We start from the raw sequence: 19,335 nt of genomic DNA, 5'->3' as shown, positions 1-19,335 counted from the left end.
CCGGTGCGCCGCCCGCCCGACCGGGCGGCGCGGCAGCGGGCGTGGCACAGGTCTGACGCAACGTCAACCGGGCGTGCTGGTGCGCGAGGCATTGACCCGCCCGCTAAATCGCTTTAGTGTCCCGGGCGACGTGGCCGCCGGCATCCTGGGCGGTGGGCGCCGACCGGCCGGCCGAACCGCGGGCCGGCCCTGACGGGTCGACAGCCGGGCGCCCTGACGGACCGACAGATCCGACGGACCAGCAGAGAGGAGCGACCCGTGCCGGTCGCCATCACCGCCGTCGAGTGCACCGACCTGTTCGTCGGCAGTGCCGCCGCCCCGCGCCAGGTGCTGCGGGTCACCGTGACCGGACCCGCCGGGCCGGTCACCGTGCACGGCCCCGGGGTCCGGGGCACCGCCACCGGCACCGGACCGGTCGAGGTCCCGCTGGAACTGCCGGCCGGTGCCGCACCCGGCACCGAGCTGCCGGTCACCGTGACCGCCGGCCCGGCGCGCGCGAGCGCCGTGGTCACCGTCGCCGAGCCCGGCTGGACGGTGTTCATGGTCCCGCACTTCCACTACGACCCCGTCTGGTGGAACACCCAGGCCGCCTACACCGCGCCCCGGGAGCTGCTCGGCGACGAGGACAGCACCCGGAAGCCCTGGGAGCACAACGGCTTCGCGCTGGTCGAGGCCCACCTCGACCTCGCGCTGCGCGACCCGGACTACGCCTTCGTGCTGGCCGAGGTCGACTACCTCAAGCCCTTCTTCGACCAGCACCCCGAACGGCGCGCCGACCTGCGCCGACTGCTGGCCGAGGGCCGGGTCGAACTGGTCGGCGGCAGCTACAACGAGCCGAGCACCAACCTGACCGGTGCCGAGACCACGATCCGCAACCTGGTGCTCGGCATCGGCTACCAGCGCGAGATCCTCGGCGGCGACCCGCAGACCGCCTGGCAGCTGGACGTCTTCGGCCACGACCCGCAGTTCCCCGGCTACCTGGCCGACGCCGGGCTCACCGCCAGCGCCTGGGCCCGCGGCCCGTTCCACCAGTGGGGTCCGATCCAGAAGAACTTCCGGGAGGCCAAGGACGACGCCCGGGTGATGCAGTTCCCGAGCGAGTTCGAGTGGCTGGCCCCCTCGGGCCACGGCGTGCTCACCCACTACATGCCGCACCACTACTCGGCCGGCTGGTGGATGGACGCCGCACCCGACCTCGCCGCCGCCGAGGCGGCGGTCCACGCCCTCTACCGCAAGCTCAAGCCGGTCGGCGCGACCCGGAACCTGCTGCTCCCGGTCGGCACCGACTTCACCCCGCCGAACCGCTGGGTGACCGCGATCCACCGCTCCTGGGCCGCCAAGTACGTATGGCCGCGGTTCGTCTGCGCCACCCCGCGCGACTTCCTGGCCGCGGTGCGCGCCGAACTGGCCGCCACCGGGCGCCGACCGAGCCCGCAGACCCGGGACATGAACCCGGTCTACACCGGCAAGGACGTCTCCTACATCGACACCAAGCAGGCCCAGCGGGCCGGCGAGGCGGCGGCCCTGGACGCCGAGAAGCTGGCCACCCTGGCCGCCCTGCAGGGCCTGGGCCGGTACCCGCAGGCCGCCCTGGACAAGGTCTGGCGCCACCTCGCCTACGGCGCCCACCACGACGCGATCACCGGGTCCGAGTCGGACCAGGTCTACCTGGACCTGCTCGGCGGGTGGCGGGAGGCGCACGACCTGGCCGCCGAGGTGCGCGACACCGCGCTGGACGCGCTGACCGGCCGGATCGACACCCGGGGCGCCGGGCGGGCGGTGGTGGTCGCCAACACGCTCTCGTTCGACCGCTCGGGGCCGGTGCGGCTGGAGCTGCCCGACGGCGCGGGCGCCGTCCGGGTGCTCGACGACACCGGCGCACCGGTGCCCTGCGCGGTGGAGCACGGGGTGCTGCACTTCCTGGCCGACCGGGTGCCGGCGCTGGGCTGGCGGACCTGGCGGCTGGTGGCGGCGGACGGGGCGGGCGAGCCGCTCTGGCGGCCGGCGGCGGGGCTGACCGCGGCCAGCGAGCGGTACCGGGTGACGGCGGACCCGGCCCGCGGCGGGCACCTGAGCTCGATCCGGGACCTGCGGCACGACCGCGAGCTGATCCGGACCGGGCAGCTGGGCAACGAACTGAGGCTGCACCAGGAGTACCCGCAGCACCCCGACTTCGGCGAGGGACCGTGGCACCTGGTGCCGTCGGGCCCGGTGACCGGCTCCCGGGAGCGGGCGGCCGAGGTGCGGCGGGAGACCGGCCCACTGGGCGAGCGACTGGTGATCGCCGGCGAGGTGGACGGGCTGGCCTACCACCAGACCGTGACGCTGTGGCGGGGCGCCGCCCGGATCGACTGCCGGACCCGGGTGCTGGACCGCGCCGGCGTCGACCGCCTGCTGCGGCTGCGCTTCCCGCTCGACCTGCCCGGCACGCTGCCGGTCAGCGAGGTGGCCGAGGCGGTGATCGGGCGCGGCTTCGCCCTGCCCGACGTGGACGTGGCCGAAGCGCCCTGGACCCTGGACAACCCCGCCAACGGCTGGTTCGGGCTCGGCGCCACCGCCCGGGTCCGCCTCACCGACCCGGACGGCTCGGCGCTCGGCGAGCGCGCGCTGGGCGTGGCCGAGGTGGTGGTCCCGACCCTGGACACCGCCGCCGAGGCCCGCGAGCTGCTGGTGGCGCTGGGCCGGGTCGGGGTCACCGCGACCACGGCGGCGGCCGACTGGTCGCGGTACGGCTGGCTGGAGGTGGACTCCAACCTGCCCGACTTCCGGGTGCTGATCGGCGGTCCGGAGCGCAACCCCGCCACCCGCGAGCTGTTCGAGCGGGCCGGGCGGGAGTACGCCGAGGTGCTGGCCGCGCACGGCCGGGTCTGGGTGCCGGCCGAGAAGGCGCTCGCCGAGGTCTGGCAGCCCGGCGCCGACCTGCGCGACCTGCGGGCCCTGCCCGCCCTGGTGGTCGACGACCCCGCGGCGCTGGCGGCCGATCTCGCGGACGCCCGGATCGAGGCCTGCTGCCCCGGCCGGCCGCCGGCCGGCGAGCAGCTGACCGACCACACCGCGGCGCTGCTCACCTTCGGGCTGCCCGGGTTCGCCGTGGACGCGACCGGCGCGCTGCACCTGTCGCTGCTGCGCTCCTGCACCGGCTGGCCGTCGGCCGGGTGGATCGACCCGCCGCGGCGCACCGCCCCTGACGGATCGTCCTTCCAACTGCAGCACTGGACGCACGAGTTCGACTACGCGCTGGTGTCCGGCGCGGGCGACTGGCGGGACCTTCGACTGCCCTCGCAGGGGCAGGAGTTCAGCCATCCGCTGCTGCCGCGGCTGCTGGCCGGGCAGGACGGCCGGCTGCCGGCCGAGCTCTGCTGGCTGCGGGTCGAGCCCGCCCGCGAGGTGCGGCTCGGCGCGCTCAAGCCGGCCGGCAACCCGATCGCCGCCGGCTCCGCGGCGGTGGCCGACCCGGCCCGCGGCGTCGCGCTGCGGCTGGTCGAGTCCACCGGGCTGGGGCGCACGGCCGTGCTGGGCGGCGCGCTGGCGCTCGGCGAGCGGCACTGGGGCGACCTGCTGGAGCGGCCCGGCGAACCGGCCGACGAGCTGGCGCTGACGGGTGCCCGGGTGGCGACCGTGCTCGCGGTCCCGGGCGGAGCCGTGCCGGGCGGAGCCGTGCGGGGTGGGGCGGTGCCGGGCGGCGGCGCCGCACCGGGCGGGCCGGTGCTGGGCGCCGAACGGGAGCGGGCGCAGCCGGTGTTCGCCCGGTACTGGCTGCACAACCGGGGGCCGGCGCCGCTCGGCTACCTGCCGGTGTCGATCGGCATCACCCCCGGCCTGCTGCGGGACGGGGCCGGCGAGCTGTCGGTGGTCCTCGCCTCGCAGCTGCGGGACGCGGTGGTGGAGGGCGCGGTCGAGCTGGTGGCCCCGCAGGGGTGGCAGCTGTCGGTCCGCGACCGCCCGTTCCGGTTGGCGCCGGACGGGCACCTGCGGTTCCCGGTCACGGTGCGGCCGCCGGACGGCGCGGCGCCGGGGGTGTACTTCGTGGCGGCACGCACCGCGTGGGACGGCCAACTGGTCGAGGACGTCGCCACGGTGGTGCTCGGCGGCGCGGCCGCGGGGGTGGCCGTGGAGGTGGTGCAGGAGACGGTGCGGATGGCCGCGGGCGGCCGCGGTGCGGTGGAGGTGGTGCTGACCAACCTCACCCGGGACGCGGTCCGCGGCGAGCTGCAGGCCGTCTCGCCCTGGGGCAGCTGGGAACTGCTCGCCGACCCGGTGCGCGGGTTCGCGCTGGCACCGGGGGAGCGGCGCACGGTGGCGTTCCCGGTGACGGTGCCCCGGGCGGCGGAAGTCGGGTGGACCTCGTGGACGGTGGTCAAGGTGATGTGGTTCGGCCGCTGCCAGTACGCACCGACGGTGGCGCTGCTGGTGGGGGAGTGATCGGCCGCTGCACCGCTGCACCGCTGCACCGCTGCACCGCTGCACCGCTGCACCGGTTCACCGCTCGCGGCGCGGCGGCCCGGATCAGCCGCCGGTGAGGATGCCGACCGTCTCGGCCAGCTCCAGCGTCTCCTGGCGCATCGCCCGGGGCGCCTTCCGCCACAGTTCGGCGGCGACCGCCCGGGCCGGCGGGGTGAACCGGACCGTCTCGGGGCTGGTCCGGACGGCGATCCCCATGACGTGCAGCGCGGCGGTCCGGTCCCCGCGGTCGAGGTGGGCCCGGGCGGCGTCCACCCACAGGCGGGTCCGGCGTTCCATCGAGGGGATCGCGTCGGGGTCGATCTCGTCCGCGAGCGTCAGCGCCTTGCGCGAACTGCGCAGCTCGGTCGCGATGGTGACGGCGTGCAGGTCGACGTTGGCGCGGCCGAACACCGTCGACAGCTCGGCGTACCCGGCGGGGAGCGACTTCGCCACCTGGTCCGCCGTGTCCCAGTGGTGCCAGGCCGAGCCGTCCCGGCCGTCCTTGGCCTCGGTGATCGAGGCGTGCAGGTGGAGCGCGCCGTAGAGGCCGCGCCAGTGCTCCGGACCCGAGGCGAGGTGCGGCCGCAGGTGCTCGGCCGCGGTCGTGACCAGCTGGATCGCGCCCTCGTACTCGCCGACCGCGCGCAGGGTGTTGGCCAGGTTCCAGGCGGCCGCGCCCATCGCCGCCGGGTCGTCCGCCTCGGCGGCGGCCGCCACCGCCCGGTCGCCCAGCATCCAGACGGCCTCCGCCGGCCCGATGTACGCGATGACCTGCTGGGCCAGCCGGTACGCGCTCGCGAGCGCCACCAGCACCGTCCGCCGCTCGCCGTCCGCCGAGGCGGCCGCCAGCACCTCGCCGTGGCGGATCAGGTCCGGTACCAGCCGGCCGACGTCGGTCCGGTTGTTCGCGCTCGCGTGCCAGACCTTCCACGCCGCGTCGACCTCGGCCGGGTAGCCGGCGGCGGTCGTACCGGGCGGGAGGGCGGTCGCCCGCCGGGTGCCCCGTTCGAGCAGCGCCGCCCAGACGGCGCCTGACGCCGGGTGGAACAGCCGGTTGGTGGTGACCGGCTGCGCGGCCTCCGCCGGTCCGGTGAGCACCGAGAGGTCGGTCACGTGCAGCACCAGCGCGAGCTTGACCAGCATGGTGTGCGAGGAGAGCGGCCGCTCGCCGCTCTCGATCTTCTTCAGCCAGTCCGTGCTGCGGCCGACCAGTCCGGCCAGCACCGGGCGCGTCATGCCGCGCCGCTCGCGCAGGACCCGGACGCGCTCGCCGGTGGACAGCTCTTCGGGCAGCTCGGACATGTGCCTCTCCCTCGGCCGGGCGCCGCACCGGCCGGCACCCGCGGCGGGGTGCCCGCCCGGGACGGCGGTTCCACCACGGTAAGGCGGCGGCCGGACCCGGCAACACCCTTTCCGGGCCGTCACGAGGGGTACGCGCCGGGAGAGGGGGACAACCTGTCCCCGTCGCTGACGCACCGTCACCGTACGGTGTCAGCATGCTACCGAGTGCTGTCCATGCCTCCCCCCGGTGCCCCCGCCGCCGCTGCCGCGCCGGTCGGGCCGCTCGATGCGGAGGCATGGACACCTGACGCCGCCCGCCGGCGAGGTGATGACCCGTGAACAGCCAGAGCCGCATGACGCTGCACGTCTACCGCATCGCAGCCGACGGAGCACGCACCGATCTCGGTCGGAGCACCCTCCACGTCGACGAGCCCTACACCAGCCCCGCCGACACCGACCCGCCCTGCCGCTGCCCCCGGTGCGTCCGGGAGCGCGAGCAGGGCGAGTCCGGGGAGGCGGCGTGAACCGGGTGCCTCCGCCGGGCGGCCTACTTGTGGGTGCACCAGAGCAGGATCTGCAGACAGGTGGGTGAGGCGCTCGGGGTCGGGCCGGGGTGGGTGGAGGTCGGGTCCGCCGAGGGGGTGGGGGCGGGGCTGTGGGATTCGGTGCGGCCGGGCGCGGGTGCGCTGTTCGTCGGATGGCTCGACGGGGTGGCCGGGGCGGAGTGCTCCGCGGTGCGGCTCGCCGAGGCGGCGGCGCCGGGTGAGGGGTGCTTGGTCGCCGACGCGCCCGGTGACGGGGAGTCGGCTCCGGGGGCGGCACCGTCCGTCGGGGTGGCCTGGCCGGCCGAGGGGGAGGCGGCCGGCGCGACGACGCCGTCCGAGCTGCCGGACTGCAGGGCCACCGCGCTGACGCCGGCGACGGCGATGCCCACGGCGGCGACACCGAGCACGACCTGCCACGCCTTCACCCGGGGGCGCGCGGGCCGGGCCGGGGCGTCGTCGAACTCGCCGCGGAACCCGCCCACCAGCGGTTCGGCGGGCAGCGGGGCTTCGGCGGGGGCGGGCGGCTCGGCGGGGGGCTGCGGTGCGGCGGTGGCGAGGTGGGCAACCGGGGGCTCCGCGGGGGGCTGTGGTGCGGGGGGAGCCGACGGCGGGGCGAGGGGCAGGTCGGGGACCGGCGTGGTGGGTATTGCCGTGGCGGGCTCGGGCTCGGCATCCGGCGCGGCCCCGGGCGCGGGTGCGGGCGCGTCAGCTGCGCGCGCGTCGGGTGCGGTCGCCGGTGCGTCGGGGGTGATCGCGGCGGCCTCGGGTATGCCCGGCTCCTGCGCGGCCTGCTCCTGTGCGGCCGGCTCCGGGTGCTGCGTCCCGGGTGCGGCGGCGCCCGCCACGGACTCGGCGTCGGCGGTGACGTCGGCGGGGGTGGGAGTGGGGGTGGGCGAGCCCGCGGCGGCGGGTTCGGAGGGTGGGGTGTCCATGCGATCTTTCCGTAACGGGCGCGCGGGTGAGGGTGCCCACGGAGCCTATTGATCAGACTGTGGAGAAGACGGACTCGACCGGTGAGACTGCTGCAAAGATCGGACGTGCCTGATGTGTCGGCCGACGGGGGCTCAGCTGCACCAGAAGAGGATCGGCTTGCAGGTGGCCGTCGGTGACGGTGCGGGCGTCGGCCTCGACGTCGGCGAGGGCGGGGCCGGCGAGGGCGGGGTGGTGCCCGGGCGGGTGGCGGTGCCGCTCGGCGCGGGCGTCGTCGCCGAGGGCTGCGCGGCCGGGCTCGATGCCGCCCCGGCGCTCGCGGACGCGCTCGCCGAGCCGGACGCCGAGGGGGAGGCGCTCGGGCGGGCACTGCCGGTCCGCTGCGCTCCGGCCGTCGGCAGCCCGACGACCGGCACGGGGGTGTCACTCCCGCTCGTCCCGGCCGTCGCCCCCGGTGACCCCGCGTCAGGGGCGGAGACCGGCGCCGTGGCGTCGTCCGAGTGCCCCGAGGTCATCGCCACCACGCCCACACCGCCCCCGGCCATCAGGCCGACCACGGACAGCACCAGTGCGCCGCGCCGCCGCCCCGATCCGGTCCGCCTGCCGCGCCGTCGGTCGGCAGCCCGACCCGGCGACGCCGGAGCGTTCGTGGGTGGCTGCTCGGCCTGGCGCACCCGCGGTTCCTGCGGTGTCTGCTCGGGTTGCCACGGCTCCGCATCCGGCTCCGCGGCCAGGGGTTCCAGCGGCATCCCGACAGGCAGGTGCTCGTGGGACGGGGCCTGGGGCTGGAACGGGGGCCGGTACTGGGGCACGGTCAGCGGCGCGGCGGCCACCGGGGCAGCGCTGGCACCGCAACCGGGGCAGGACAGCGCGCCGTTGAGGTGGCGTCGGCAGAGCTTGCAGTAGTCCATGCGATCTTTCCGATGAGGCCGCGTCACCGGAGCCAGTGACATCGCGGGCGGCGGCGAGTGCCGTCGCGAGCAGGAGCGTAGGCAGCATCTTCGCTCGCGCAACAGGCGTGACCTGTGATGCTTCTGGAAAGATCACGTGCACCTGCCAAGCCCGGAGGACTTCGTGCGGCCACGGTGCAACCGCGGAGTTGACCTGCGCGGCCGGCTCCGGGAGATCATGATCCATGACCCGCGCCCTGTCGACGCCGCCGACGATCCCCTCGGGGGCGGTCTCCGGCTCTCCGCAGCCTGTGCTGACCGCCGCCGGCGGCCTGGTGCTGCGCCCGTGGGAACCGACGGACGCCCGCGTGTTCCTGTCGGCCTACCAGGACGACGAGCTCCGCCGCTGGCACACGCGTCGCCCCCGCACCGAGGCCGAGGTCCTGAGCTGGTTCGACGGCTACCGCGAGGACTGGGACCGGGAGCGCGGCGCGCACTGGGCCGTCTCCCGGACCGACGGCGAGGTGCTCGGCCGGATCGCCACCAAGAGCTGGAACCTGGACGACGGCGTCGGCGGTGTCGGCTACTGGGTCCTCCCGCCCGCCCGCGGTGCCGGCGTGGCGACCGGTGCCGTGAACGCCCTCTCGGCCTGGGCGCTGGACCGGATCGGCTTCCACCGGCTGCAGTTGGACCATTCGACGCGCAACCCGGCGTCCTGCCGGGTGGCCGAGAAGTGCGGCTTCCTGCTGGAGGGCACCATGCGGGGTGCCGCGGTCCACGACGACGGGCGGCACGACATGCACCTGCACGCCCGGGTCCGGGAATCCTGACCCGGCGGCCGGCCGGTCCGCCCGCCGCCCGCGCCGCCCTATCGGTGCCCCGCCGCGCGGGCCCTGGTCCAGGCGCTCTCGCGCAGCAGGCGCAGGCCGTTGAGGCCGACGATGACGGTGGAGCCCTCGTGGCCGAGCACGCCCAGCGGCAGCGGGAGGGTGGCGACCAGGTCCCAGACCACCAGCACCGTGATGAAGGCCGAGGCGATCACCAGGTTCTGCACCACGAGGCCGCGGGCGCGCCGGGAGAGGGAGACCACGGCGGGGACGGTGGCGAGTTCGTCGCGCACGACGACCGCGTCCGCGGTCTCCAGGGCGAGGTCCGAACCGGCGCGGCCCATCGCGAGGCCGGTGTGGGCGGCGGCCAGGGCCGGGGCGTCGTTGACGCCGTCGCCCACGACCAGCACCCTCCGCCCGGCCGCCTCCTGTTCCTTGACGGCGGTGACCTTGTCCTGGGGGAGCAGGCCGGCCCGGACGTCGGTGATGCCGACCTCGGCGGCCAGGCGGGCCGCGGCGCGCGGGTTGTCGCCGGTGAGCAGGACCGGGGTGGTGCCGGTCAGCGCGGTGAGGGCGGTGACGGTGGCGGCGGCGTCCGGGCGCAGCCGGTCCGCGATGCCGAGCACGCCGACCGGGACGCCGTCGGCCCGGACGACCACTGCGGTGCGGCCGTCCTGCTCCAACTCGGCGGCGACGGCGGCCGCCGCCTCCGCGGCACCTGCAGCCCCTGCGGTGGCGGTGGCGCCGGCGGTGGTGGTGGCGACGGCCTCGGTCGCGAGCGGCAGCCGGCCCGGGGCGCCGACCGCGACGACCCGCGCGGCGACGGTGGCGGTCACCCCGACACCGGGCGTGGAGGCGAACTCCTCGGCCGTGGCGAGGGCCAGCCCCCGGGTGCGGGCGGCGGCCACCACGGCGCGGGCGAGCGGGTGCTCGCTCGGGTGCTCGGCCGCGGCGGCCAGCGCGAGCAGCTCCGCGTCGGCCAGGCCGGACCCGGGCAGCGGGCGGACGTCGGTGAGCCGCGGCGTGCCCTCGGTGAGGGTGCCGGTCTTGTCCAGCGCGACGGAGTCGACCTGGCCGAGCCGCTCCATGACCACGGCGGACTTCACCAGCACGCCGTGGCGGCCCGAGTTGGCGATCGCGGAGAGCAGCGGCGGCATGGTGGCCAGCACCACGGCGCACGGGGAGGCGACGATCATGAAGGTCATCGCGCGCAGCAGTGAGCCGGTGAACGCGGCGCCGAACGCCAGCGGGACGGCGAACACGGCCAGCGTGGCGACGACCATGCCGATCGAGTACCGCTGCTCGACCTTCTCGATGAACAGCTGCGTCGGCGCCTTGGTCCCGGACGCCTCCTCGACCATCTTGACGATCCGGGCGATCACCGAGTCGGACGGGTCACGCTCGACCCGGACCCGCAGTGCGCCGGTGCCGTTCAGGGTCCCGGCGAACACCTCGTCACCGATCCCCTTGGCGGCCGGCAGCGGCTCGCCCGTGATGGTGGCCTGGTCCACTTCGCTCGCCCCGTCCAGGACCCGGCCGTCGGCGCCGATCCGCTCGCCGGGCCGGACCAGGATGGTGTCGCCCACCGCGAGCTGCCCCGTGGGCACGGTCTCCTCGGAGCGGCCCCCGGCCTCCGGCCCCAGCAGTCGGGTCGCGGTGGCGGGGGCCAGGTCGAGCAGGCCGCGCACCGAGTCGGCGGTGCGCGCGGTGGCGACCGCCTCCAGGGCGCCGGAGGTGGCGAAGATGACGATCAGCAGCGCACCGTCCGTCAGCTGGCCCACGGCGGCCGCCCCGAGCGCTGCGACGATCATCAGCAGGTCCACGTCGAGGGTCTTCTCGCGCAGCGCCTGCAGGCCGGCCCGGGCCGGCTCCCACCCGCCGGTCGCGTACGCGAGCCCGTACAGCGGGACCCAGGCCCAGGCCGGCGCGCCGGTCAGCTGCAGTGGCAGCGCGAGCAGGAAGAGCACCGTGGCGGCGGCGGCCCAGCGCGCCTCCGGCAGGGCGAAGACCCGGGTGCGCCGCCGGGGGGCGGTTCCCGCGGGAGCGACCGCTTCGGGAGCCGGACGTTCGAGCACGGTGGCGGTGGAGGACATGGCAGGCAGGACCCTTCGTACAGGTCACGGGCAGGAGGGACGACCCAATCAACAATACAGGAACATATGAACAGTCCTTCATGCATGGGTTGTAGTATTGGCGCATGGGTCATGGAGCCGCTCCCGCGAAGAACGCCGTCCCGCACACGCGGCTGGACGCCACCAGCGCCGCCCGGGTGGCCAACACCCTCCAGGCCCTGGCCACGCCGTCCCGCCTGCTGATCCTGTCGCGCCTGCGCGAGGGCTCCTGCGCCGCCACCGAACTGGCCGCCGAGGTCGGGATGGAGCAGTCCTCCTGCTCCCACCAGCTGCGCCTGCTGCGCAACCTGGGCCTGGTGGTCGGCACTCGCAAGGGGCGCTCGGTGGTCTACTCGCTGTACGACAACCACGTCGCCGAACTCCTCGACCAGGCCGTCTACCACATCGAGCACCTGCGGCTCGGCCTCAGCGACGCCGCCGATGCGGTGGACGACGAGCTCGCCGACGAGGCGGCGGTCGGCGCCGGGTCCTGACCGGTCGCCAGGGAGTGGGGCGGGTGCGGTAAGGCCCGGACTCTTCGTCCGGCCGGACAACGTTGTCGACTTCGCGCGCCGTGCCGGTAGCCGTGGGCCCGTCGCGTTCTCGCGCGGCCCCCTCGTGCGACGCCCGGGCAGTGCTGCGCCAGCTGCGGCTCCTGGGGGAGCACCCGCTGCTCGGCGCTCCGGGGGTGGCCGCCTCGGCGCGCCCGGGTCCTCCTTGGCAGGTTAGACAACGTTGTCTATGCTGTGGCTCGCCGAACGGGACGGGACGGCCGCGGCCACGGAGCTCACGGCGCCGGCCCGGTCGGCGAAGGGCTCCGCCCGCCGGGCGGTCCGGGCCTGCCGGCCGAGCCGCGGGCGAGCCCGACAACGGGGCGGAACAGCCGAGTTGACAGCACCACCACGGGCGACCGGCACCACGCGGTCGGCCGGCGGAGCAGAGAGCGAGTGAACGGATGCAGACGCAGCACACCGGACGGGCCGGGGCGGACCAGGTGCCGACCGGCACCGGTGCGGCCGACCCGCACTGCCTGGTGGCCGCCCTCGACATCGGCGGCACCAAGATCGCCGGAGCGCTGGCGGACCCGACGGGCACCATCACCGCGCGGGCCCAGCGGCCCACGCCGGCCGCCGAGTCCGGCGAGAGCGTGCTGGCCGCCGTCGGCGAGGTCCTCGCGGAGCTGGCCGCGGCACCGGGGTGGGAGCGGGTGCGCTCCGTCGGGATCGCCAGCGCGGGCCCGGTGGATGCCGTGGCCGGCTCGGTCAGCCCGGTGAACATCCCGGGGTGGCGCGACTTCCCGCTGGTGGCACGGGTCCGGCAGCACCCGGCGGTGCGCGGACTGCCCGTCACGCTGCTCGGGGACGGTGTCGCGATGACCGCCGCCGAGCACTGGCGCGGCGCGGCCCGGGGCTTCGACAGCGCGCTGGGGATGGTGGTCTCGACCGGGGTCGGCGGCGGCCTGGTGCTGGGCGGGGAGGTGCACCTCGGCACGACCGGCAACGCCGGGCACATCGGCCACATCAGCGTCGACATGGACGGCGACCCCTGCCCGTGCGGGAGCCGCGGCTGCGTGGAACTGACGGCCAGTGGGACCGCGATCGCCCGGCGGGCCCGCGCGGCGGGCTGGCGGCCGACCGGTGACGACGCGTCGGCGGCGGCCGTGGCCCGGGCGGCCCGGGCGGGGGACCCGGTCGCGCTCTCCGTGTTCGAGCGGGCGGCCCGGGCGCTCGCGGCCGGCATCGCGGCGACCGCCACCCTGGTCGAGATCGACGTGGTGGTGATCGGCGGCGGTGTGGCCCGGTCCGGGGAGTTGCTCCTCGGCCTGGTGCGGGCCGCGCTCGGCGAGTACGCGACGCTGCCGTTCGCCCGGGGGATCGAGGTCAGGCCCGCCGAGCTCGGCGACGACGCCGGCCTGGTGGGCGCCGCCGCTGCGGCCGTGGACCTGTTGGGCCTGGAGCGGGCCGCCGCCCACGCGACGGGGGGGGCGGCCCACTGAGCACCGGGCGCGGCGGTGTCCTGGCCGCCTGCACCCCAGCGCCCGTGCACCACCCGGCCCCCAGGGCCGCAGCACCTCGACCGCAGCACCCCCGACCGCCGGCCCGCCCCGCACGCCCCGACCGGGGCGGGCCGGCCCCACCCGCGCCGACCCCGGCGTGCCACGAGAGACGCGAAGAAGGAGGACCCGGATGGACCGCCTGGTCAACACCGTCCGCCCCTACGCCTGGGGTTCGCCCACCGCCATCCCCGCCCTGCTCGGGGTCCCCGCCACCGGCGAACCGCAGGCCGAACTCTGGCTGGGCGCACACCCGGGCGCGCCGTCGCGGCTCGACCGCGGCCGCGGCGCACGGTCGTTGGCCGAGGTGATCGCGGCCGACCCGCAGGCCGAGCTCGGGCCCGCCACCGTGGCCCGGTTCGGTGCCGAACTGCCTTTCCTGCTCAAGGTGCTGGCGGCCGATCAGCCGCTCTCCGTGCAGGTCCACCCGTCGTTGGCGCAGGCCAGGGCGGGGTTCGCCGACGAGGAGGCGCGCGGGGTCCCGGTCGACGCGCCGCAGCGCAACTACCGCGATGCCAACCACAAGCCCGAGCTGCTCTGCGCGCTCGGCGAGTTCGACGGGTTCTGCGGCTTCCGGGAGCCGGCCGGCACCGCCGACCTGCTCGATGCCCTCGCCGTGCCGGCCCTCGCGCCCTGGGCCGCGACCCTGCGCACCGGGCCGGACGCCCTGCGCACCGTGCTCGCCGAGATCCTGACCACCGACCGCGGGCAACTCGCCGCGACCATCGGTGCGGTGACCGAGGCGCTGGTGACGGCCGCGGCGACGCCGGGCCCGTACCGGCAGGCCTGCGCCGCCTACGCCCTGGCGGCCGACGCGTTCCCCGGTGACCCGGGCATCCTCGCCGTCCTGCTGCTGCACCACGTCCGACTGCGGCCCGGGCAGGCGCTCTACCTCGGGTCCGGGGTCCCGCACGCCTACCTGCGCGGCCTCGGCGTCGAGATCATGGCCAACTCGGACAACGTGCTGCGCTGCGGACTGACCCCCAAGCACGTGGACGTGCCCGAGCTCCTGCGCGTCGTCGACTTCCGGGCCACCGAGCCGGCGGTCCTGGACCCGGTGCCCGGGGACGGTGGCGAGGAGCTGTACCCGGCGCCGGTCGGCGAGTTCCGGCTGTCCCGCCACCGCCTGGGCGGCGGCGGGCAGGTGCACCGGGTGGGGGGCGACGCGCCCCAGATCCTGCTGTGCACCGAGGGGGAGGCGGTGCTCACCGGTCCGGGCGGCGCCCCGCTCACCCTGGCGCGCGGGCAGTCCGCGTACCTCCCCGCCACCGGAGCGGGGACGCTCCTCACCGCCGCCGGCGCCGGGGCCACCGTCTTCCGCGCCACGGTGCCGTCGGAGGTCTGACGGAGCGGCCGTGCCGTCGGCGGCCCGAGGCGGCGGCCCTGCCGCCCGGGGCCCGAGGCGGCGGCCCTGCCGCCCGGGGCCCGGGGCGGCGGCGCCGCGGAGCCCGTCCGGCCGGTGCTCGGGGCGGCCGAACCCAGTGCTCGGAGTGGCCGAGCCCGGTGCTCGGAGCGGCCAAACCTGGAGGTAGACTGCCCGGCAACGTTGTCTCAACCCGTCCCGTGCCGCGCCCGCGGTCGCAGGACTCGGGGAGGTCGGTCCGGTATGCCAGGCAGGGCGGCGCAGCACACGTCCGAGGGGCCGACGCGGCCGACCATGAAGGACGTCGCGGCCGTCGCCGGCGTGGGCTTCAAGACCGTCTCGCGGGTGGTGAACGGGGAGCCGGGCGTCAGCGAGGAGACCGCCACCCGGGTCCGTGCCGCCATCGCGGAGCTCGGCTTCCGGCGCAACGACGGTGCCCGGCTGCTCCGCCAGGGCAACCGGACCAGCTGCGTGGGCCTGGTCCTGGAGGACGTCTCCGACCCCTTCTACGCGCAGCTCAGCCGAGCCGTGCAGGACGTGGCCAGGGCGCACGGCTCCCTGGTGCTGACCGGGTCGTCCGCCGCGGACCCGCTGCGCGAGCAGGAGCTGGCCACCGACTTCTGCGCCCGGCGGGTGGACGGTCTGATCGTCGTGCCGACCGCGGCCGACCACGGCTACCTCGAACCGGAGCTGGCGGCCGGGACGGCCGTGGTCAGCGTCGACCGGCCGTTCGCCGGCCTGGCGGTGGACACCGTGCTCACCGACAACGTCGGCGGAACGGTCGACGGCGTCGGCCACCTGCTGCGGCAGGGACACCGCCGGATCGGCTACCTCGGCGACTCCCCGGACATCTTCACCGCGGCCCAGCGGCTGGCCGGCTACCGGCAGGCCATGGCCGGGGCCGGGTGCGCGGTCGACGAGTCCTGGGTGTCCATGGCCAAGCCCGATCCGGTGGGCATCCGGCTGGCGCTCCACCGGATGCTCGCGGGGGAGGCACCGGTCACCGCGCTCATGTGCGGCAACAACCGCACCACGGTCACCGTGCTGCGCGAGTTGGCCCCGCTGCCGCACCGGCCGGCGCTGGTCGGGTTCGACGACTTCGAGCTGGCCGATCTGCTCCCGGTGCCGGTGACGGTGGTCGCCCAGGATCCGATCGGAATGGGGCGCACGGCCGCCGAGCTCCTGTTCCGCCGGATGCGCGGCGAGACGGCCGCCCCGCAGCGGATCCAGCTGCCGACCCGGCTGATCCTGCGCGGCTCCGGCGAACTCCCGCTCTGAGCGCCGGCCCCGCCGCGGGTGAGGGGCCGGGTCGACCCGCCGGCCCGGTCGGGGCTGCGTGCTGGTGCAGTGACAACGTTGGCAGGTGTGACGGGCGGTCCGGGTGGAACAGCTGTGTCCACCGGGGCGGGCGAGGTGGTGCACCGCCCCTGACGGCGGCTCGGACCGACCCTTCCCGCGCGGGTGTTTCTCCCCGACGTGCAGAAAGCGTGGCGTTGGCGCCGCATCGCTGCTGGGAGCCTTGACAGTGCTGGGACGGCGTGAGTTCATTCCCCCACCCGACAACGTTGTCTGACGATCCGTGAGCAGACGGCACCGGAGCGGCCCGCGGCGCTCCGGGATGCCGGTGGTGCCGCCGCGCACCGGGGAGTGGGCACGGCGGCGCCCTCCCCGTGGCCCGCTCGACGGGCCGCCGGTGCCGGGGCGGCCGCCGGCCGAGGAAGGCAAGGAGGAACGGTGTGTCAGAACCACTGCTGGAAGCACGCGGCGTGGTCAAGCACTTCGGCCACGTGCAGGCGCTGCAGGGCGCTGACTTCACGGCGTACGCCGGCGAGGTCGTCGCGCTGATCGGTGACAACGGCGCGGGCAAGTCCACCCTGGTGAACGTCCTGTCCGGGGTGCTCGCCCCCGACGACGGCGAGCTCCTGCTGAACGGCGCGCCGGTCCGGTTCGCCGGTCCGCAGGACGCCCGGCGCCAGGGCGTGGAGACCGTCTACCAGGACCTGTCGCTGGCACCGGACCTGGACGCGGCGGCCAACCTCCACCTCGGCCGGGAGATCGTGCGCGGCGGGCTGCTGGGTCGGCTCGGGGTGCTGGACCGGCCGGCCATGCGCCGGGCGGCGGTCGAGGCGTTCGCCGAACTCGGCGTCACGCTCAAGGACGTGACGGCTCCGGTCGCGACCCTGTCGGGCGGTCAGCGGCAGTCCGTGGCGGTGGCCAGGGCGGTCGCGTTCGCCAACAAGGTGATCTTCATGGACGAACCGACGGCCGCGCTGGGCGTGGTGCAGCGCGCCCGCGTGCTGGAGACCGTCCGCGCGGTCGCCGACCGGGGCATCTGCGTCGTGCTGATCAGCCACAACATGCCGGAGGTGCTGGCGGTCGCGGACCGGGTCGAAGTCCTGCGGCTCGGTCGGCGGGTCGCCTCCCTGACGGCCGCCGACACGACCATCGAGCAGCTGGTCGGCGCGATGACGGGCTCGACGGGCTCGACGGGACCGACGGGCTCGACGGGCTCGACCGGTGCACGGGACGCGGAGGAGACGCGATGACCGCCACCGACCGCCGGGCCCGGGAGTCGACCGGTGCGCCGGACCCGGCCCTGCGGCGCGGCCTGCCCCAGCACCTGCGCCGGATCGCGGGGGTCGGCGAGGTGTGGACCTTCGTCGTCCTCGCCTGCCTGGTCGCGTTCTTCAGCATCGCCGCGCCGAGCACGTTCTTCACCACCTACGACCTCACCCAGATCGCCGTGAACGCGGCGATCTACCTGGTGCTCGGCGTCGGGATGACCTTCGTGGTCATCACCGCGGGCATCGACCTGTCGATCGGGTCGGTCCTGGTCCTGGCCGCGGTCGCCGCCGGTGAGTTCAACATCCACCACGGCGGCGCCCGGGCCGGCTGGGGGACGGTGGCGGTCTGCGTGCTGATCGCGCTCGCCGTCGGCACCGCCTGGGGCGCGCTGCAGGGTGCGCTGGTCGCGACCGGCAAGGTGCCGCCGCTGATCGTGACGCTCGGCGGCCTGGGCACGGCGCTGGGCCTGGCCGAGCTGGTGACCGGCGGGCAGGACCCGGCGGGCGCCGCCGCGGCGGGCCTGCAGCGCACCCTCGGCTTCGGGAAGCTGTTCGGGGTCCCGTGGCTGGTGGTGCTCGCCGCCGTGGTCACCGTCGGCTTCGGACTGGTGCTGGGCGCCACTCGGTTCGGCACCCACACCCTGGCGATCGGCTCGCACCCGGCCGCCGCGCAGCGCGCGGGCATCGGCGTGGGGCGGCACCTGGTCCAGGTGTACGCGTTGATGGGCCTGCTGGCCGGGCTCGGCGCGGTGATGTGGCTGGCGTCCTACGGCACCACCTCCATCGCCGGCCACTCCACCGACAACCTCAAGGTGATCACGGCCGTGGTGCTCGGCGGCACCAGCCTCTTCGGCGGCCGCGGCTCGGTGCTCGGCACCGTGATCGGCGTCTTCATCCCGGCCGTGCTGACGACCGGTCTGATCGTCATCGGCGTCCAGCAGTACTGGCAGGACGTGGCGGTCGGCATCGTGCTGGTCGCCGCCGTCTTCGTCGACCAGATGCGCCGCAGCACCCGCGAGCGCCGCTGACCACCGCCCGACCACTGACCGACCGGCCACGCGCGCACGCGGCCGCCCGACCGGCCACAGGCGCGAGGAGCCGCCCGACCGACCACGCGCACGGGCAGCCGCCGGACCGGCCACGCGCGCAAGGAGCCAGCGCCGCACCACCCGTGCGCGCGAGCAGCCACCGCCCGCACCGCGGTTCGCCCCCCGGTGCGCGCCCGTCGACCCGGCGCCCACCGGACCGGCGGAGACCACCCCACCCTGCGCGGTGACGCGCATCAGCAAGGAGGACGCCCCCATGTTCACCCCTCGCAGCAAGCGCGGCCTGCTGGTCGCCGCCGGCACCGTCCTCGTCCTGGCCGGCTCCGCCGCCTGCGGCTCGTCGGGCTCCGGCAGTTCCTCGACCGGGGCGGCCCCGGCCGGCGGCGGCGCGGCGCACAAGAAGGTCGCGCTGATCACCGGTGTGAAGAGCGACCCGTTCTACATCACCATGACCTGCGCGGCGCAGCAGGAGGCCAAGGCCAAGGGCATGGACCTCACCGCCAACGGCTCGGCCCAGTGGGACGTCTCGGTCCAGCGCCCGCTGATCGACTCGGTCGCCGCCGCCCACCCCGACGGCCTGTTGATCTCCCCGGTCGACAAGGACGCCCTGACCCCCTCGCTCCAGCAGATCCAGTCCGCCGGCACCAGGATCGGCCTGGTCGACACCTCGGTCTCCGACTCCTCGCTGGGCATCACCCGGATCTCCTCCGACAACGAGAAGGGCGGCGCGGTCGCGGCCCAGGCGTTGGCCCAGCAGATGGGCGACAAGGGCTCGGTCATCGTGATCAGCGTCAAGCCCGGCATCACCACCACCGACGCCCGGATCAAGGGCTTCACCGAGGAGATGGCCAAGCACCCCGGGATCACGGTGCTCCCCACCCTCTACGACAACGACCTGCCCGCCACCGCGGCCTCGCAGATCCAGTCGACGCTCGCCGCCCACCCGGACCTCGGCGGCGTCTTCGCGGGCAACACCAACACCGGCCAGGGCATCGCCACGGGGCTGCAGCAGGCGGGCAAGCAGGGGGCGGTGAAGGTCGCGGCCTTCGACGCCGAGCCCGACGAGGTCGCCGCGCTCAAGGCCGGCACCGTTCAGGTCCTGGTCGCCCAGGACCCGGCCGGGATCGGCGTGCAGGGCGTCGACCAGCTCGCCGCCGCGTTCGAGGGCAAGCCGGTCGAGAAGGAGATCGGCACCACCATGGTCGCCATCACCAAGGACAACATGGCCGACCCGAACGTCAGCAAGTACTTCTACAAGGCCGGGTGCTGAGGCGCCCGGCGG

The 19,335-nt window shown here is 75.8% G+C and carries 14 protein-coding genes; 11 read left to right on the top strand and 3 right to left on the bottom strand.

Translation table 11 applies throughout. The features are described from left to right. Positions 1 to 258 precede the first annotated feature (258 nt). A complete protein-coding gene (locus tag ACFW1A_RS24450) occupies positions 259 to 4,422 on the top strand; it encodes an NEW3 domain-containing protein (protein WP_380411624.1) in 4,164 nt (1,387 codons plus the stop codon). An 84-nt stretch (positions 4,423 to 4,506) separates the two neighbouring features. Here the strand turns inward: ACFW1A_RS24450 and ACFW1A_RS24445 are convergent, their stop codons facing one another. Further along, the gene (locus ACFW1A_RS24445; RefSeq protein ID WP_380411621.1) at positions 4,507 to 5,745 is read right to left on the bottom strand and encodes a helix-turn-helix domain-containing protein; all 1,239 of its coding nucleotides are present in this window, start codon (positions 5,743 to 5,745) and stop codon (positions 4,507 to 4,509) included. A 314-nt stretch (positions 5,746 to 6,059) separates the two neighbouring features. Between ACFW1A_RS24445 and ACFW1A_RS24440 the strand changes: the two genes are divergently transcribed. Continuing rightward, a complete protein-coding gene (locus ACFW1A_RS24440) occupies positions 6,060 to 6,248 on the top strand; it encodes a hypothetical protein (protein ID WP_380411619.1) in 189 nt (62 codons plus the stop codon). 23 nt (positions 6,249 to 6,271) lie between these two features. Here the strand turns inward: ACFW1A_RS24440 and ACFW1A_RS24435 are convergent, their stop codons facing one another. After that, positions 6,272 to 7,201, bottom strand: a complete 930-nt coding sequence (locus ACFW1A_RS24435; protein WP_380411617.1) for a hypothetical protein — start codon at positions 7,199 to 7,201, stop codon at positions 6,272 to 6,274. A gap of 163 nt (positions 7,202 to 7,364) precedes the next feature. Here ACFW1A_RS24435 and ACFW1A_RS24430 point away from each other — a divergent pair, with 163 nt between their 5' ends. Further along, complete coding sequence (locus ACFW1A_RS24430; RefSeq protein WP_380411615.1) at positions 7,365 to 8,105, top strand: hypothetical protein; 741 nt, start codon at positions 7,365 to 7,367, stop codon at positions 8,103 to 8,105. Between the two features lie 229 nt (positions 8,106 to 8,334). Beyond that, positions 8,335 to 8,919: a GNAT family N-acetyltransferase gene (locus ACFW1A_RS24425; protein WP_380411612.1), complete on the top strand. Its 585-nt coding sequence runs from the start codon at positions 8,335 to 8,337 to the stop codon at positions 8,917 to 8,919. Between the two features lie 38 nt (positions 8,920 to 8,957). On the opposite strand, the gene ACFW1A_RS24420 is transcribed toward ACFW1A_RS24425, so the two are convergent. After that, complete coding sequence (locus ACFW1A_RS24420) at positions 8,958 to 11,009, bottom strand: heavy metal translocating P-type ATPase (protein ID WP_380411609.1); 2,052 nt, start codon at positions 11,007 to 11,009, stop codon at positions 8,958 to 8,960. Positions 11,010 to 11,113: 104 nt separating this feature from the next. Here ACFW1A_RS24420 and ACFW1A_RS24415 point away from each other — a divergent pair, with 104 nt between their 5' ends. From ACFW1A_RS24415 to ACFW1A_RS24385, 7 genes are all read left to right on the top strand, one after another. Continuing rightward, positions 11,114 to 11,521 carry an ArsR/SmtB family transcription factor gene (locus ACFW1A_RS24415; RefSeq protein ID WP_380411606.1) on the top strand — a complete coding sequence of 136 codons (408 nt, stop codon included), beginning with the start codon at positions 11,114 to 11,116 and terminating at the stop codon, positions 11,519 to 11,521. A gap of 461 nt (positions 11,522 to 11,982) precedes the next feature. Then, the gene (locus ACFW1A_RS24410) at positions 11,983 to 13,023 is read left to right on the top strand and encodes an ROK family protein (protein ID WP_380411603.1); all 1,041 of its coding nucleotides are present in this window, start codon (positions 11,983 to 11,985) and stop codon (positions 13,021 to 13,023) included. 190 nt (positions 13,024 to 13,213) lie between these two features. Beyond that, the gene (manA, locus tag ACFW1A_RS24405; RefSeq protein ID WP_380411601.1) at positions 13,214 to 14,425 is read left to right on the top strand and encodes a mannose-6-phosphate isomerase, class I; all 1,212 of its coding nucleotides are present in this window, start codon (positions 13,214 to 13,216) and stop codon (positions 14,423 to 14,425) included. Between the two features lie 312 nt (positions 14,426 to 14,737). Further along, a complete protein-coding gene (locus tag ACFW1A_RS24400; RefSeq protein ID WP_380411598.1) occupies positions 14,738 to 15,721 on the top strand; it encodes a LacI family DNA-binding transcriptional regulator in 984 nt (327 codons plus the stop codon). Positions 15,722 to 16,179: 458 nt separating this feature from the next. Next, positions 16,180 to 16,989 (top strand): ATP-binding cassette domain-containing protein, encoded by an 810-nt coding sequence (locus ACFW1A_RS24395; protein ID WP_380411596.1) that lies wholly within the window; start codon positions 16,180 to 16,182, stop codon positions 16,987 to 16,989. Further along, entirely contained in the window at positions 16,986 to 18,035 is a 1,050-nt protein-coding gene (locus ACFW1A_RS24390) for an ABC transporter permease (RefSeq protein ID WP_380411592.1), read from the top strand. The genes ACFW1A_RS24395 and ACFW1A_RS24390 overlap by 4 nt, the downstream gene beginning before the upstream one ends. Before the next feature lie 274 nt (positions 18,036 to 18,309). Then, positions 18,310 to 19,323, top strand: coding sequence for an ABC transporter substrate-binding protein (locus tag ACFW1A_RS24385; RefSeq protein WP_380411589.1), 1,014 nt, complete (start codon positions 18,310 to 18,312; stop codon positions 19,321 to 19,323). Positions 19,324 to 19,335: the final 12 nt, after the last annotated feature.

This window comes from Kitasatospora sp. NPDC058965 (genome assembly GCF_042741245.1).
GTDB lineage: Bacteria > Actinomycetota > Actinomycetes > Streptomycetales > Streptomycetaceae > Kitasatospora.
This window is presented reverse-complemented; position numbering and strand designations above follow the sequence as displayed.